General features: G+C 32.9%; 18 protein-coding genes and 1 riboswitch. Of the genes, 9 read left to right on the top strand and 9 right to left on the bottom strand.

From position 1 onward, the window contains the following. The first annotated feature begins 15 nt into the window (after positions 1 to 15). The 4 genes from LAB100_RS01010 to LAB100_RS00995 all read left to right on the top strand — a co-directional run bounded on the left by LAB100_RS01010 (position 16) and on the right by LAB100_RS00995 (position 3,349). The gene (locus LAB100_RS01010) at positions 16 to 576 is read left to right on the top strand and encodes a hypothetical protein (RefSeq protein WP_119327530.1); all 561 of its coding nucleotides are present in this window, start codon (positions 16 to 18) and stop codon (positions 574 to 576) included. 68 nt (positions 577 to 644) lie between these two features. After that, complete coding sequence (locus LAB100_RS01005) at positions 645 to 1,565, top strand: type II toxin-antitoxin system PemK/MazF family toxin (protein WP_119327531.1); 921 nt, start codon at positions 645 to 647, stop codon at positions 1,563 to 1,565. 185 nt (positions 1,566 to 1,750) lie between these two features. Then, positions 1,751 to 2,344: a hypothetical protein gene (locus LAB100_RS01000; RefSeq protein WP_119327532.1), complete on the top strand. Its 594-nt coding sequence runs from the start codon at positions 1,751 to 1,753 to the stop codon at positions 2,342 to 2,344. Positions 2,345 to 2,395: 51 nt separating this feature from the next. Further along, a complete protein-coding gene (locus tag LAB100_RS00995; protein WP_119327533.1) occupies positions 2,396 to 3,349 on the top strand; it encodes a hypothetical protein in 954 nt (317 codons plus the stop codon). Here LAB100_RS00995 and LAB100_RS00990 read toward each other — a convergent pair. Beyond that, the gene (locus LAB100_RS00990) at positions 3,344 to 3,526 is read right to left on the bottom strand and encodes a hypothetical protein (protein WP_119327534.1); all 183 of its coding nucleotides are present in this window, start codon (positions 3,524 to 3,526) and stop codon (positions 3,344 to 3,346) included. The genes LAB100_RS00995 and LAB100_RS00990 overlap by 6 nt on opposite strands. A gap of 173 nt (positions 3,527 to 3,699) precedes the next feature. Between LAB100_RS00990 and LAB100_RS00980 the strand changes: the two genes are divergently transcribed. Further along, the gene (locus tag LAB100_RS00980; RefSeq protein ID WP_307719003.1) at positions 3,700 to 4,815 is read left to right on the top strand and encodes a tyrosine-type recombinase/integrase; all 1,116 of its coding nucleotides are present in this window, start codon (positions 3,700 to 3,702) and stop codon (positions 4,813 to 4,815) included. A gap of 48 nt (positions 4,816 to 4,863) precedes the next feature. Here LAB100_RS00980 and LAB100_RS00975 read toward each other — a convergent pair whose 3' ends face one another. The 7 genes from LAB100_RS00975 to LAB100_RS00945 form a co-directional block, all read right to left on the bottom strand. Further along, on the bottom strand, positions 4,864 to 5,208 hold the full coding sequence (locus LAB100_RS00975; protein ID WP_119327536.1) for a hypothetical protein: 345 nt from the start codon (positions 5,206 to 5,208) through the stop codon (positions 4,864 to 4,866). Positions 5,209 to 5,424: 216 nt separating this feature from the next. After that, a riboswitch (FMN riboswitch) is annotated at positions 5,425 to 5,535 on the bottom strand. A 77-nt stretch (positions 5,536 to 5,612) separates the two neighbouring features. Next, positions 5,613 to 6,347, bottom strand: coding sequence for a pseudouridine synthase (locus LAB100_RS00970; protein WP_119326805.1), 735 nt, complete (start codon positions 6,345 to 6,347; stop codon positions 5,613 to 5,615). Beyond that, positions 6,334 to 6,879 (bottom strand): SMC-Scp complex subunit ScpB, encoded by a 546-nt coding sequence (gene scpB / locus LAB100_RS00965; protein ID WP_246001194.1) that lies wholly within the window; start codon positions 6,877 to 6,879, stop codon positions 6,334 to 6,336. Before scpB ends, LAB100_RS00970 begins: the two co-directional genes overlap by 14 nt. A 2-nt stretch (positions 6,880 to 6,881) precedes the next feature. Then, the gene (locus LAB100_RS00960; RefSeq protein ID WP_119326806.1) at positions 6,882 to 7,607 is read right to left on the bottom strand and encodes a segregation and condensation protein A; all 726 of its coding nucleotides are present in this window, start codon (positions 7,605 to 7,607) and stop codon (positions 6,882 to 6,884) included. Further along, positions 7,607 to 7,993: a RibT protein gene (locus LAB100_RS00955; RefSeq protein ID WP_119326807.1), complete on the bottom strand. Its 387-nt coding sequence runs from the start codon at positions 7,991 to 7,993 to the stop codon at positions 7,607 to 7,609. The genes LAB100_RS00960 and LAB100_RS00955 overlap by 1 nt, the downstream gene beginning before the upstream one ends. Before the next feature lie 10 nt (positions 7,994 to 8,003). Beyond that, positions 8,004 to 8,924 (bottom strand): site-specific tyrosine recombinase XerD, encoded by a 921-nt coding sequence (gene xerD, locus LAB100_RS00950; RefSeq protein WP_174233484.1) that lies wholly within the window; start codon positions 8,922 to 8,924, stop codon positions 8,004 to 8,006. A 12-nt stretch (positions 8,925 to 8,936) separates the two neighbouring features. Then, on the bottom strand, positions 8,937 to 9,806 hold the full coding sequence (locus tag LAB100_RS00945; RefSeq protein ID WP_119326808.1) for a CvfB family protein: 870 nt from the start codon (positions 9,804 to 9,806) through the stop codon (positions 8,937 to 8,939). A gap of 234 nt (positions 9,807 to 10,040) precedes the next feature. Between LAB100_RS00945 and LAB100_RS00940 the strand changes: the two genes are divergently transcribed. Further along, positions 10,041 to 11,162 carry an NAD(P)-dependent alcohol dehydrogenase gene (locus LAB100_RS00940; RefSeq protein ID WP_119326809.1) on the top strand — a complete coding sequence of 374 codons (1,122 nt, stop codon included), beginning with the start codon at positions 10,041 to 10,043 and terminating at the stop codon, positions 11,160 to 11,162. A gap of 129 nt (positions 11,163 to 11,291) precedes the next feature. On the opposite strand, the gene LAB100_RS00935 is transcribed toward LAB100_RS00940, so the two are convergent. Then, positions 11,292 to 12,056, bottom strand: a complete 765-nt coding sequence (locus LAB100_RS00935; RefSeq protein WP_119326810.1) for a Cof-type HAD-IIB family hydrolase — start codon at positions 12,054 to 12,056, stop codon at positions 11,292 to 11,294. A gap of 219 nt (positions 12,057 to 12,275) precedes the next feature. Between LAB100_RS00935 and LAB100_RS00930 the strand changes: the two genes are divergently transcribed. The 3 genes from LAB100_RS00930 to LAB100_RS00920 are packed head-to-tail and all read left to right on the top strand — an operon-like array spanning position 12,276 to position 15,023. Further along, the gene (locus tag LAB100_RS00930) at positions 12,276 to 13,154 is read left to right on the top strand and encodes an ABC transporter ATP-binding protein (RefSeq protein WP_119326811.1); all 879 of its coding nucleotides are present in this window, start codon (positions 12,276 to 12,278) and stop codon (positions 13,152 to 13,154) included. Next, positions 13,147 to 13,908: an ABC transporter permease gene (locus LAB100_RS00925; RefSeq protein WP_119326812.1), complete on the top strand. Its 762-nt coding sequence runs from the start codon at positions 13,147 to 13,149 to the stop codon at positions 13,906 to 13,908. Before LAB100_RS00930 ends, LAB100_RS00925 begins: the two co-directional genes overlap by 8 nt. Beyond that, positions 13,905 to 15,023, top strand: a complete 1,119-nt coding sequence (locus tag LAB100_RS00920) for a sensor histidine kinase (RefSeq protein WP_119326813.1) — start codon at positions 13,905 to 13,907, stop codon at positions 15,021 to 15,023. Before LAB100_RS00925 ends, LAB100_RS00920 begins: the two co-directional genes overlap by 4 nt.

Below are 15,023 nucleotides of genomic sequence, written 5' to 3'. Positions count from 1 at the left end.
TATGGGAGATTTATTATGAAGATTAAACAGGTTCTTTTATCTATAGTTTTAGGGATAACGTTGATTAGTTCTGGAACAACTATAGTTTCGGCAAATGCTGTTTCTAATTTTAAATCTAATGGCAATGACGATACATATTTAGCCATGAATAAAAAGATCCTTGGTTCAAAGCATGTTACAAAGCTGGAGACAATGCCTAATGGCTACAAGATCATTGGTATTAAGGGTTACAAATTCAATAATGAAAAACAGTATTTAACTTTTATGAAGAATGAATACAAAATCATAAAAGCAACTAAAAATTATTCCGTTCCAGGTATTGGATTTGCTCAAATGACTGAAGATCACCAGTTCATGGCAACATATAAAATGGATAAGATAAATTCTTTAAAAATCAGTAATAAAAAATTAAAGAAGTATCCCAATACTCTGCTTAAATCAGCAACAAGCTATTATGTTGACCCATTATTTCAACAACGTTCAAGAGGGTTCAATTTAGATCAAGTTAAAAAAGATGGTCCTAATAACGATAATGGTGAAAATAACAATACGCAAATTCTTATGAATTGGGAATAATCATATTTGATTCCAAGAAGAAACAAATTTTGGGTATATAAAAATCCATAGCATAAAGGAGGAATAAAATGGTCGAATTATCAGGCGATGAAATAACAAAAAGCAATAATCATAAGCTGGACTTATCTAATAAAAGATTTAAAGAGGTTTCAAACTCTGATTATAAAAAATTTGAAATGTTACCAAACTGGTTAAATAATGTTTCATATAGATATGAAGAAGAAACAAAAAAACATTTTCCGAATAAATATTATCATTATAAAAGAGGAACAATCATAAGAGTGGATTTTGGTGTAAATATGGGAAGTGAATTTTCATTCCCACATTTTGCAATAGTTCTTGACAAACACGACAATTCAAATAGTCGAACCTTGACAGTTATTCCCCTAACTTCAAAACAAAAATCGGGACGTTTTCCACTTGGTAAGGAAATATTCAATCAAACGCTAACAATTATGCGCAACAGAATTATAGAAAATAAAAAAGATATAGATAGGAACATATCAGAACTGAATAAAAGTGTTCCTTTAAGAGTTTCATTATTAAATGAACTTCTGGATGTTTTCTCACAATCTTGTCCACAGTACGAAAGTGAAATAAATATACTGAAAATTAAGGATGACACTATAACACTTGAAGAATTTTCGGATTTATCTTTGAAAATAAACCAATTCATGTCTGACAAAGAGGACTTTAAAATTACGGATAATCTCATTCTTGAAAAAATTTCATTAATTAATTCGAATTTTGATATTGTTCAAAAAAGGACTAAGCAAGCACATCAAGATCTAAATGATATGAAGAAAATCATAGATATCTATTCAGAATATAATAAAGATTCTTATGCAAGATTGACGGACATAACCACAATAAGCAAGTTTAGAATAAAACGAATAAATCGATTTGATCCTTCAGGAAAAATACGACTAAATAGTCAGCAAATGAAAGATATTAGTAATGAATTGATGACACTATTCATCTCCAGGTAGATGATTCTATTAAAAGCATTGACGAGATTAAATGGTAATGTATAATAAAGGTACTGGGAGCTCGGCTCCATTTATTATTATTTACGCGGACATATGTCCCAAAACACCGTCAGTCTTTTATTAGATTGTCGGTGTTTTTTTATTTTTAAAACTTTAATACTAATTATGATATGGGGGATATCAAAATGAAACGTATTATTACATCTGCATTATTAATTGCTACTACCCTTTCGTTGACGGCGTGTTCGACCAACAAGTCAGCTAGTTCATCTACTGACAAGAAAGATAAGACAACTGCAGTTGCTAAAAAGAAAGTATCAAAAAAGAAGACTCCTTCTACTAAGAAGAAATCTTCTAAGAAATCTGATCAAAAAAGCACTGATGAAACTAATCAGCAAGAAAATGATCAGAATAACACTCAACAAAATAATACCGACCAACAAGCCCAAAACCAGACCTCTAATCAATCTCAACAAGCTTCAGGTGCAAATACTAATACTCAGCAGAATCAGCAACAACAGGCTCAAAATGGTCAAAATACACAACAACAAGCAAGTGGCATTTCTTATGATGAGAATACTTTGACTGGATTTCTTAATAAGTACGGTGTCTCACCTGTCCTATATAAGACACAGCATGGAATGTCTACCATTCAAGCATTGGAAAGTACCCCGGATAATATGAAAACATTTGGTGAACAACAGTTACAGACAGGTATCGAAAAAGGTTACTCTGACGAAAATGGTAACTACATTGGTCCTGATTATTCTGGACAATAATTTTAGATATATAAAAAGCCATGCCGTGGCATGACTAAAAGGAGAAATACAATGAATTTATCCATTGAGGATGAAAAGGAAACATTCTTAAGGACACTCAAAGAACAGTATGAAAACAGAGTTAAATATATTGATCCTTCGGAAGAGCAAAATATTTTTTCATGGAAAAGTAAAAAATTGAATTTCAATGTTATTCTAACTCACACTTCCTCAGACAGCTATACTTTTAGTCTACAGACAATTGTTTTCTTTGCCGAACTAAGTAAAACCAACAACGATGAATTGACATACATAGATTTATTTAATCAAACTAGCGTTTTTGAGTATGATAATACATTTTCTGCTGAGAATAAATTAAAATATCTGATTCAAAATCATTTAATAAAGAATCCAACTTTTATACAAGGATCGTTGATGATGACTACAATTGCCAATTTTGAGATCGAAAATAAAGACATTTCTAGACTTGCAAAACACTTTGCAGACACCGAATACAAATTATCTACGGATAAATTAAATAAAAATTTATTTTCCCAAACTCCATTAAAGATTTTCAAATCAAAATATTTTACAGACAAATACCATTTTGAAAACATCACTAATACTATTGATGATGAACAATTCACTTCTGAATTAGAAGATTGCATCAAAGCATATGAATTGGGTTTATGGTTTGTTTGTTCAACCGGTATTGGCAGTATAATAGAGCATCTCTTATACCTAACCATCAATAATTTTGATAAAAAGTTTGATTCTCAAAAAAATGACGGTAGACCTCCAATCAGCTATTTAGGAAAAGATCCTACAAGAGTAGATTATTTCAATGGACTAAAAAAATGCTTGCCCAGATTTGATGACCGTCAAAAACGTCAACTAGAGGCAATGTTTCTGTTAAGAAACTCGGTTGATCATTTTAACAGCGGCTATTCTAACAAGGGAATTTGTGATATTTTACTTCAAGGAGTTGTCGACACATATAATGGGATATACCTGCAAAGTTTATAGTTTATCATAAATATTACTAATTAGATTGGCGCGTTCCGCATCAATTGGATATTCATCCGATATGTAACTACCATTTTCAGATACTGATAAATCAAATAAATCATGTTCATAAATATATTCATCAAGAATTGAACTAAGTAAGTCGATTTCTGGTGACGATAATTCAACTTTTTTCACAATTTTCACCTCATACTTAAAGATAATAATCTCATTAAAGTATTTCAAGCCTTAATTGGCTTTTTATTTTTAAGCGCAAAAGAACATATGTGCCCCCACAAGTTAACAAATCAATCTAAAACTGTAAATCTAATTTAACCAAAGAAAGGAAAATGTAAACATGGCACAAATTTATAAGAAGAAAAAACGGTGAATGGGCCTATCGTGTCTTTTATCGAGATTCATTCGGAAAAAAGCATTCTATAAATGATAGTCCCTTCAAAAAGAAAAGTGATGCTCAGAATGCAGCAAGAGCCGTTGAAATTAAACGATCCAAAATAGGCATTTCCAAAGAAGGTGAACTAATCACCTTTTATAATTACTTCAAAAAATGGGTAACTGTATATAAAGCTGGCAGATTTACTAACGTTACAAAAAATAAATACTCTGCCATGGAAAAATTCATTCTCAAACACTTTGGAAATACCAAGCTTAAAAAGATCACTAAGATTGACTACCAAAAGATGCTAGATGAATATGCACAAAATCATGTTAAAACTACTGTTTCAGCTCTGAATGGAGCAATCCGTTCTTCCCTCAAAGATGCTCTTGAAGAACAAATCATCTCTATTGACTTTACTCGTGATGCGATTATATCCGGTGAGAAAAAGTCTAAGGAAATAAAATTTTTCGAGTTGGATGAAGCAAATAAAATTCGCAGTTACTGTCTATCCAAGGCGTCCGTTTATTCTATAACACGTTATGAAATTGCTTTAGCTCTAGCAACAGGATTAAGATATGCAGAGATTGCTGGACTCACATGGAACGATATTGATTTTGATAAGAATACAATCGACGTTAATAAAACCTACGATTATAAAAAAAGGACTGGTTTCAAACCAACCAAGACAGCTTCGTCTGTCAGAATACTCGACGTAGATCAAATTACCATGAAAATGTTGAAACATTTAAAAATTGAACAGGCAAAAGTTTTTTTGAAACAAAAATATTCAAATGATATAAATTATGTTTTTATGAATGGACGCCATCAAATACCAGGTGATGCGGCAGCTAATAAGGCTCTAGGAAACGTTCAGACGAAGTTAAACATAAAAAACGGCAATCATCTTACCTTCCATGCATTACGTCACACACATGCCTCTATATTGATTTCAAGAGACATCAGCCTTGAATATGTTTCTGCTCGCCTTGGACATTCTAGTACATTGATCACTTCTCAAATATATGTTCATCTTCTCAAGGATAGAAAAGAACAAGATGCCAAAGAAGCTGTTTCAATCTTCAATTAAAAAATTCATAAAATAAAAGAACACCATTTTAAATGGTGTTCTTAAGTATTAGATTTGAATATTTATTGTGCCTCCGGATGAATCAATTATTTCAAAAATATGGTTTTCATCATCAAAAGACATTTTTTGATATCCAGTACTATAGATACCATGTAACTTGTCCAAATTTTTATAATCCGGTCTTTTATATGGACCATCTTCCCACATAATATAAACCGAACAGTCAGAAGTAAAATATTTATCCACTGCTACATCGTATATTCCAGAAAATATACTGGCACCATTCTTATACACTGTAATACTTTGTTTTCCCTTTGAGCCAATTGAAGCTATTAATTGTTTTACCGCATCAATCGATTTAAGAGATTCTCTCGGTGATAATCTTTTTACCAAATTTGTTCCTCCCTTGGTTATTCTTAATACGTTTATTATATAGTTCCTTAGATAACTGTGCTACGTTTCGATGTGCCAAAAATGTGCCAACCCAATAATGTGCTGAAAAATGTGCCAATTTAACGCATCTATATACAAACCCATGACAAGCAAAAAAAAGAGACCAAACACCGATTTAACAGTGTTTGGTCTCTTTGATTTATATTTAGCTATAAAGCATATTTTAGGTCAAGAATCTCGGTATTGGAATCGCACCAATTCGACCAACTAAGTTGGGTCGCGGACTTTACCGCCGGTCGGGAATCTCACCCTGCCCTGAAAACCAATTATTTAATTTTATGATTTTAATATAACAGACACCTTGATATATGGCAACTGAAGAGTTGTTATGGGAACAATACCATTTAGTTATTGACGATATTTTCTTTCTTCAATTCAGCAACTTCTTGACGTGTCAAATCACGGTATTTACCAGAAACTAATCCTTCAAGAGTCAAGAAACCATAACTTTCACGAGATAGTTTTTCAACTTTATGACCGACCGCATCAAACATATTCTTAACTTGATGATTATGTCCTTCATGAATTGTAATTCTAACAATAGATGAATTCTTTTTCTTATCTTTTGACATAACTTTAACTTTGGCTCTGGCTGTGGTGAAGCCCTTCAACTTGATACCACCTTCAAGTTTTTTAATCTCTTCAGTGGCTAAAATACCTTCAATTTTAGCTACATAAGTCTTCTCAACGTGATATCTTGGGTGCATCAAATGATTGGCAAATTCACCATCATTCGTTAATAGTAATAGACCTGAAGTATCGTAATCAAGACGTCCGACGGGATAAACACGCTCTTGAACATCTTCTTCCAGCAAGTCGGTAACAACCTTACGATCCTTATCGTCTTTTACAGCAGAGATAACCCCACGAGGTTTATACATCAAAATATAACGTTTCTTTTCCTCTTCTAGTGGCATTCCATCAACTTCGATTTTATCGCGATTATCAACTTTGATTCCCATTTCAGTTACGATTTTGCCATTAACTCGAACATGCCCTTTAGCAATCAGTTCTTCTGACTTACGACGTGAAGCTACACCAGCCTCAGCCATATACTTTTGTAATCTAACTTTCTCCATTTATATCTCCTATGTTTGAATTATCTTCAAAATTTTCTATTTTGGGTAAATCTTCTAAACTTTTAATTCCGAAGTAATCAAAGAACTCATCAGTAACTACATATAGATGAGGATGACCAGGAACGTTCTTCTTACCATTTTCTTTAATTAACTTTCGCATCAATAAAGTATTCAAACTACCTGAACTTTGAACACCACGAATTTCATCAATTTCAATTCGTGTAATTGGTTGTTGGTAGGCAATGATCGACAACACTTCCAAAGCAGCTTGACTTAACTTAGTGCCTAGACCGGATTTAAAATATTTTGTCAAAAGTTCATTAAACTCATTTTTTGTAACTAGCTTGTACAAAGAATTATATTCAACTAATTCAATACCAGAATTACCATCTGTCATTAAACTTACTTTTAATTCTTCAATGTTCTGTCTTAAAGCTGCCGTATCAATACCTAATAGTTCTGCTAAATCTTTTTCTTTGATTCCTTGATCGCCGGCCACAAATAACAAGGCCATTATTTTTGCTTGATACACATTTAATTCCTCAATTCGATAAATAATTCACTTTGAAAATCACTTTGTTGAACCGAAACGATTTGTTTACGAGCTAATTCCAAAATAGCCATAAAATCAGTCACGATTTCTTCGATATTATTATTCAGTCTAAGTAACGCCTTAAAAGTTGTCCTTTTAATTGTATGTAGTTCCGTCAAAATATTATCAGTTGCATCCTCAATCGACAATTTTTCATTCTCAATTGTTTCGGTCTCAGGTTGATGATTCTTTTTTTCACGCAACAACTCTGCATAGGTTGCTGCCAAATCATCCAAGACCACCGAACCCGGTTCCAAAAATTGATCTAGCTGCTGATTAGGAATGCTAACTTCTTTATCAAACTGTTGCTTACGAACTTGTTCTTTTTCTTCAAAATAAGCTGCAACACGTTTATAAGTTTGGTATGTCAACAATTGTGAAACCAATTGATCACGAGGATCATCAACATCTAATTCATCAGCTATCTCATCAGGTGCTTGTGGTAAAAGCATTTTACTCTTAATCGACATCAAAGTTGAAGCCATAACTAAATAATCACCAGCAATATCTAACTGCAAAACTTTCATACTATTCAAATAGTCCAAATATTGCTGTGTAATTTGAGCAATGGGAATATCATAAATATCTACCTTTGATTCCTTGATCAAATGCAGTAGCAAATCGATTGGTCCCTCAAAGTCGGTTAAAACTAAATTTAATTTTTCCATTAGTTCGTTTCTTTCATATCTTTTTGAAGTTTCTCTTTGTTGTGACGCCATTGTTTGATTTGGTCACCCAAATTAAAATTGCCCAACATAACTTGATCAGGAAATTTTTGTTGAATATCATCAAAAATTTTAAAAATATTACTCTGTGAACGATAAGAAGGATTTAGTGAAATATACTCAACAAAAACAGTTTTCTTAGAAAAGGACAACGCTACAATGCCAGAATAATCTTCCAAGTTACTCTTCCAAAGATAAAGTTGCCTATTTTCGTCCTCAGAATAAAGATTCAACTCTTGTTCTAAATTATCAAGATCCTTTAGGTCACTGATGTAAGACAAAAATCCCATTGCAATCTTCTTATTCTCATCGCTATATTTATTGAGCATCTAATTCCTCCTAAGCTCTTGGAAATGATTCATTATAAACTTGTTTCATATGCGTTTTATTAACATGCGTATATATTTGTGTAGTTGAAATATCAGAATGACCCAACAACTCCTGAACAACTCTTAAATCAGCACCATTTTCTAATAAATTAGTAGCAAAAGAATGACGCAAAGTATGTGGTGTTACATCCTTTTCTATACCAACTTGTGCAATATATTTTTTGATCATGCGCCATATGGACTGACGAGTAAGCTTTTTGCCACGAAAGTTCAAAAAGACTTCTTTTTGAGAGCCGTATTTTTCAACTAATTGTTTTCTAGTTTCAAGAAAATATTTCTTTAGCCAAGTAATAGCCGTATCACCGATTGGCAATAATCGCTCTTTATCACCTTTTCCCAAGGTCTTAATCAATCCTAGGTCCAAGTGTAAATCGTCCATATTCAAATTTACCAATTCACTGACTCGTAATCCAGTTGCATACATCACTTCAAAAATAGTTCTGTCACGTACCCCTAATGGAGTTGAAACATCAGGTGACTCAATTAATGAATTTACTTCTTCCATTGATAATACTACTGGTAAATGAGTTCCTTTTTTAGGTGCATCCAATTCATTCATGGGATTAGATTGAATCTTATCCACCAATTCCAGCCATTGATAAAACTTACGTAACGATGAGAACATTCTCATTTGTGATGTCTTAGACTTTTTTTGCTTATCTTGACTAGCAAAAAACTGTGTTACAACAAAATGATCTTCTGGGTAAAAATCCAACTTCTTTTGTTCTAAAAAACTGCTGAATTCTAATAGATCCTGTTGATATGAAACTATCGTATTTTTGGACAAACCTCTATCTAATCTCAAGTAACGGGCATAATCAGCAACCGTATCGATCATCTTCTGATTCTTAATCGATAATTTATCACTCATAAATCGTCACCTCTATTTGAGATAAGTGTAGCCATCTTTTTGTTCAATTTTACGTTGCTTCATCAAATTACCTAATGCACGTTTGAAACTACCCTTACTGATACCAAAGTACTCTTTGATATCATCTGGATCACTTTTATCCGTGTAAGGCATTTTTTTATCACGAGAATGTTCCAATACTGCTACAATCATCTGAGCATCAGGAGTGATTTCTTCGTAAGCACGTGGCTTCATTGATAGATTTAAACGACGGTGACTTGATCCAATTACTCGAGCTTTAATGTGCTGTCCAATGTGTAAAGGTTGTCCTTGTTCATTGACATGAATAAAGCCCATATAATAACTATCAGTCATTACAAAAGCACCAGATTCTCTAATAGCAATCACAGTTCCTTCTTCGTCATTATTCATCAATTCTTTCAGATTGGATTCAGGACTACGTGCAATTTGCGTGTAAAGTTCAATATCAGCTAATTTGCCCCAAAGACGACCTTTATGATCAATTTCCAACTTGACCATCACGTTATCGCCCTTCTTAGGCCATTCATTATGTTCCAAAGGTAAATCATCCAAAGAAACAACGATATCCTTGTCTTCCAACCCAACGTTAATGAAGACACCTAAATCGGTTCTAACTTCAGTAACTTCAGCAAAATCCCAAACACCTTCTGTTACAAATGGTAGAACTGTCGTCATTTTGTTCTTATGTTCTTGATTTTCATAAACAAAACCAGCGACTTCATCCCCTAACTCAGGGACTTCTGTTAATTCACTTAAATCTAAGGCAAACGTATAACCCTCAATTTGAACAAACGCTTCTTCTTTATTAAGATCTGTCACTGTACCTGTAAGTACATGACCGTACATTTCTGTTATTTCCATTTTTCACCATACTCTTTTATGTTTATTTAGTCATAATTATCTAAGCTTTACTATTTTAACGTATTTCAACGTTACATAAAATCATTTTTAGTATTAATTTTGAAAAATTACATTATTTTTTCAACTAGTAACATTTTCTTTTTAAAAATCAAGATTGTATTTATTAATTAATAGTGAAATAATTTTCAATGTAGTAAGCGTTTCCAAATATATTATTGAGAGAAGGATTTTGTTATGAAAATTAAAGCTGCTGTAGTTGATAAGGTAAACGATCCATTTGTTATTAAAGATGACGTTGAATTAGCTGATATGACTGACGATGGTCTTCAAGTCAAAGTCGTTGCATCTGGTATTTGCCACTCAGATGAGGCACTACGTAAGGGTGATGCTGCTTTTAGTTTTCCAGTTGTCCTTGGTCATGAAGGATCTGGTATCGTTGAAAAAGTTGGTAAAAATGTCACAAACTTTAAATCTGGCGATCATATCATAATGTCATTTTATTCATGTGGTGAATGTGACAATTGTCTAAAAGGTAAACCTACTCAATGTCGTAAATATGCTGCTTCAAATTTATCAGGAACACGTCCCGACGGTTCAGATCACTTTACCGAAGATGGTCACCATGTCAGCGATATGTTCAATCAATCATCATTTACAACTCATACCGTAATTGATAAAAGAAATGCTGTAAAAGTTCCTAAAGATCTTGATTTGAGAAAATTAGGACCCCTTGGTTGCGGATACGTTACCGGAAGTGGAACAGTCTTCAATACACTTCAACCAAAACCAGGGGATACAATTGCTGTCTTTGGTACAGGTGCCGTTGGACTTGCCGCTATGATGGCCGGAAAGATTTCTGGCTGTGTCAAAGTAATTGCCGTTGATATCGTTGACTCACGTTTGGAATTAGCCAAAAAAATGGGTGCAACCGATGTTGTTAATAGTAAGAAAGAAAATGCCGTTGAAGCTATTAAGAAGATCACTGGTGGACTTGGTGTTGATTGGGCTGTCGATACAACAGGTGTAACTAAAGTTATGACCGATTCAATTGCTGCTCTAACTCAAGGTGGTACTACTGCTACAATCGCTGTAACACCACATAATATTGAAATCAGTACTTGGAATGATCTCTGTGTTGATGATAAGAAGATTGTCGGTGTTAATATGGGTGATTCAATTCCTCAAGTTGATATTCCACGTCTAATTGAATTCTATAAGATGGGTGTCTTCCCATTCGATTTAACTGAAAAGTTTTATGACTTCGACCAAATTAACGAAGCTGACGCCGACTCAGTAAGCGGTGAAACTATTAAACCTGTCTTGATTATTGATAAAGACTATAAGCCTGAAGTCTAGGTGAAATTTAAACCTATTAAAAAAGGAATCCCAACGACTACTAAAAGTCTTTAGGATTCCTTTTTAATATATTCGAATCTTTAACTTGAAAAAAAATTCTAACCAAACTCAAAATATTAATAATTGGTTTTATTTCTGCAAAAGGTATTTTTGAATTGCCATTCCAACACCTTCGTGATTATTATCGAGAGTTTCAACATCACAAACTTGTTTGACATTATCATTAGCATTTCCCATTGCTATACTTAAGCCTGCAATCTTTAGCATTGGCAAATCATTGTCCATATCCCCAATAGCAATTACTTCTTGAGGACTTATCTTTAATAATTTAATCAAACGTTCCAATGCTGTACCCTTATTTACGTTTCGTGGGCAAATTTCTACTTCTTTAGAACTAGTTTGAACTACGAAATAATCTTGGTCATATTGTTCATGTAACCATTGTGCCCAACGTTCTAATTTAACCTTATGTGTCTTCATTAAGAATTTTAGAACCGCTAAATCAGATTGCAACATTCTTTTTTCTGTCCACTCTTGATCACTATTATAAAGGTTCCCTTGAGTATCAATTAGTTTAAAACTGATTTTATGGGCATAAAGATTTTGTGCAATGTCTGTACAAGTCTGGTTCTTTAAAGTTTGTTGATACAATACTTTGCCTGTAAGGTCATGAATCATGCTGCCACCATAATCAATAATATATTGATTAGAAGCGTTTAGATTTAATTCTTCGGCAAAGGCAGTTGCCTCTTTGTACGGTCTTCCAGTACAAAAAACAATTTGTATCCCTTGATCTATGGCTTGTTTGATTGCTGCCCTATTAGGTTGTGATATTTTACCTTTGTTATTTAGTAAGGTGCCATCTAAATCAATTGCTATTAATTTATAACTCATCTTTTCACCTCATTAACATTTCATTCATTGACTTTATTGTATGACTTTTCGAGTATGATGTATTTTTATTGTTATTTTTAAGTTAAATGTTTTCGTAAAACATTTAACTTAACTAAAAGACATGACATTTGTCATCTTTTTTAATGACATTGCTTACTACCACGGTATATTAAAATTACCTAAAATTAAGTCATTAATTAGGAAACGAGGATCGAAAAAATGAGTAATATTTTATCAATTCAAAACATTAACAAAAAATTTTCCGGTAAAACTGTTTTAAAAAACATTAACTTACAAATTTATTCTCATTCAATAATTGCCTTGGTTGGCGCTAATGGCGCTGGCAAAACCACTCTAATCAATATCATTTTAGGATTGATCACTAGTGATTCAGGAAAGATCACTTTTCTGAACACACAACATTGGAAACAGATTACTGGCGTCATGATGCAAGATAATCTTGCCCTCAATCGAATCAAAGTTAAAGAAATCATCAATCTTTCACGTAGTTATTTTAAACATCCCTTATCCTATCAAAAACTATTAAGTTTATCTGGATTGAATGATTTAGAAAACAATTATATGAACCAACTTTCTGGAGGACAAAAAAGACGCCTATCCTTTGCACTGTCATTATCAGGAAATCCAGAGATTCTTTTTCTAGATGAACCAACTGTCGGTATGGACAGCAATGCTCGCCATGACTTCTGGCAAGAAATTTCTAAATTACGGCAAAACGGCAAAACTATTTTTGTTACTAGTCATTATTTGGAAGAATTGGAAAATATTGCTGATCGATTCCTTATTTTACAAAATGGTTCAATTGCTTTTGACGGTTCGATTCAATCACTACGAAATATTCAAGGCAATAGTCTAGTCGAGTTCGATAGTGAATTAAATATCAAAACTTTCACAAGCATTCAAAATATTATCTCGATCGAACAACTAGGACAACACTTTCAAATTGTCACTAATGACCCTAACGATTTGATTATCGCAATTACACCATACTTAACAGCAATTACTAATCTTCAAATCAAACAAACTAATTTAGATACTATGCTATTGAATTATCGAGAGGAGCATAATCATGACTAATTATCTATTTCAGACTAAAATAAATTTTGAGAGAATCGTTTTAAGAAACAAAGCCTTTTTCCTCTTTGACATGCTTTTGCCAATTACTTTTTACCTGCTATACACCAAGATATTAACTACTGGAATTCCTGCAAATGCCATGGCTGTTTGGAATGAAGATTATCTTGTTAGTATGATGATTTACAGTTGTATGTTAGGTGGCATTATAACAACTTCCAATACGCTTTTGGACGACCAAACTAGTCATTTTAAACTATTCATTAGTCTTAAACCTATTTCAAAATTTCAATATTATTCATCAATGGCTTTAGTATTCATCTTTTTAAATTTAATTTCTTCAATCTTAATTTGTTCAGTCGGTATTTTTATTAATCACATTGATCTTTCATTACACTTATTAATAATCCTCATTTGTATCAACCTACTAGGAACAATACCCTTAATTCTGATAGGTGCTTTGATTTCTTTAGCTAAGGGTTCCAATACTGTTAATTTACTTAACAATCTAGTTGTTTTTCCGCTAGCAATAATCAGCGGCCTCTGGTGGCCAATTCGCATCATGCCTGATTGGTTACAAAGAATCGGTAAAATTATGCCCACTTATCAGCTATCAAATCTTGAACAAACTTTTTTACACACGGGTTCAATCAACTGGCATGCAATTATTAATATTTCCGCTTGGTTAGTTATAATTGCTTTGTTATTCTTAGTATTATCTAGAATTCAAAAACGAAAAGGAAGTATTTTTGAATGAATAAATTCTTATATAAACATATTCTTTTTCCCAAAAGACTCGGCTTTATGCCCTACTTTTGGTTTTTTTCATTATTTCTAATAGCAGGTCAAATTTTAATTACTCAGCATCCTTTTAATTGGTTTTATTTATTGCTGGTACTAGCTTTTTTAAAGTTTTACCGCGACGGTTACTTTCTAAATCGCTGGCTTTGGTTAGATATTGGCATACAATTAATTATCGCCGCCTACTTTATATCAAAATTTCCCAATAGCGGTGGAACCTTCCTTATCTATACAGCCTGGGAGATTGGTTCATTACCATTTAAATTAAAAGATTTCCTGCATTATTTCATCTTGTATTTAATTGTATCGCTAGGCTGTGTTTTCACTTTTATTTTACTCACTCCTGTAATAAATAACTATGGTCCCTTTGGAATCATCATTGCACTTACTTTTATCATTGGATCACCAATTGCTGCCCGTTCCTTAGCCAACAGTTACCGTCGCTCTTATCAAACTAAACAGACCAATCGACGTTTAGAAACTATTATCAAGCAAAATGAACGTGACCGTATCGCTCAAGACCTGCATGACAATCTTGGACAGTCATTTTCATTAATCACCTTAAAGTCAGAATTAGCCGCCAAACTGATCGACAAGAATCCTCAAAAAGCTCAACAACAATTAGCTGATATTACTAAAGCGTCTCGTGACAATCTTAATTTGGTTCGACAAATAGTATCCGACTTAAATGCTCAGACTATTGCCAGCGCCATGGTATCAGAGGAAAAGCACCTAGCGCTGGCCAAAATACATCAAATTTCCATCAATGAAGGTGTTTCCGATAATTGGCCTAAAGATATCCAACACATTTTAGCTGCTATTATTAAAGAAACAACCACTAATGTTATTCGATACAGTCAAGCTAATTTAATGAAATTTACTTTTGAAGAAGATTCCTCAAACTATTATCTAGAAATTCGTGACAATGGTATTGGATTAAAAACTGTATCTGATCATGTTTCATACGGCCTAAGTGGTATAACTAATCGACTAAAAAGTATTAATGGTACAATCAAAATAATTTCAAACCACGGTGTTTGTCTTCAAATTTCTATACCAAAGAAGGACTAA

It is taken from the genome of Companilactobacillus musae (assembly GCF_003967595.1).
Taxonomy (GTDB): Bacteria; Bacillota; Bacilli; order Lactobacillales; family Lactobacillaceae; genus Companilactobacillus; species Companilactobacillus musae.
This window is presented reverse-complemented; position numbering and strand designations above follow the sequence as displayed.

Excerpts from the sequence above, each read along its gene's own strand:
- LAB100_RS01005 (WP_119327531.1), top strand. The coding sequence starts at position 645 with ATGGTCGAATTATCAGGCGATGAAATAACAAAAAGCAATAATCATAAG.
- LAB100_RS01010 (WP_119327530.1), top strand. The coding sequence starts at position 16 with ATGAAGATTAAACAGGTTCTTTTATCTATAGTTTTAGGGATAACGTTG.
- LAB100_RS00935 (WP_119326810.1), bottom strand. The coding sequence starts at position 12,056 with ATGAGTTATAAATTAATAGCAATTGATTTAGATGGCACCTTACTAAAT.
- LAB100_RS01000 (WP_119327532.1), top strand. The coding sequence starts at position 1,751 with ATGAAACGTATTATTACATCTGCATTATTAATTGCTACTACCCTTTCG.
- LAB100_RS00945 (WP_119326808.1), bottom strand. The coding sequence starts at position 9,806 with ATGGAAATAACAGAAATGTACGGTCATGTACTTACAGGTACAGTGACA.
- LAB100_RS00925 (WP_119326812.1), top strand. The coding sequence starts at position 13,147 with ATGACTAATTATCTATTTCAGACTAAAATAAATTTTGAGAGAATCGTT.
- LAB100_RS00920 (WP_119326813.1), top strand. The coding sequence starts at position 13,905 with ATGAATAAATTCTTATATAAACATATTCTTTTTCCCAAAAGACTCGGC.
- LAB100_RS00970 (WP_119326805.1), bottom strand. The coding sequence starts at position 6,347 with ATGGAGAAAGTTAGATTACAAAAGTATATGGCTGAGGCTGGTGTAGCT.
- LAB100_RS00960 (WP_119326806.1), bottom strand. The coding sequence starts at position 7,607 with ATGGAAAAATTAAATTTAGTTTTAACCGACTTTGAGGGACCAATCGAT.
- LAB100_RS00940 (WP_119326809.1), top strand. The coding sequence starts at position 10,041 with ATGAAAATTAAAGCTGCTGTAGTTGATAAGGTAAACGATCCATTTGTT.
- LAB100_RS00995 (WP_119327533.1), top strand. The coding sequence starts at position 2,396 with ATGAATTTATCCATTGAGGATGAAAAGGAAACATTCTTAAGGACACTC.
- xerD (WP_174233484.1), bottom strand. The coding sequence starts at position 8,924 with ATGAGTGATAAATTATCGATTAAGAATCAGAAGATGATCGATACGGTT.
- LAB100_RS00955 (WP_119326807.1), bottom strand. The coding sequence starts at position 7,993 with ATGCTCAATAAATATAGCGATGAGAATAAGAAGATTGCAATGGGATTT.
- LAB100_RS00930 (WP_119326811.1), top strand. The coding sequence starts at position 12,276 with ATGAGTAATATTTTATCAATTCAAAACATTAACAAAAAATTTTCCGGT.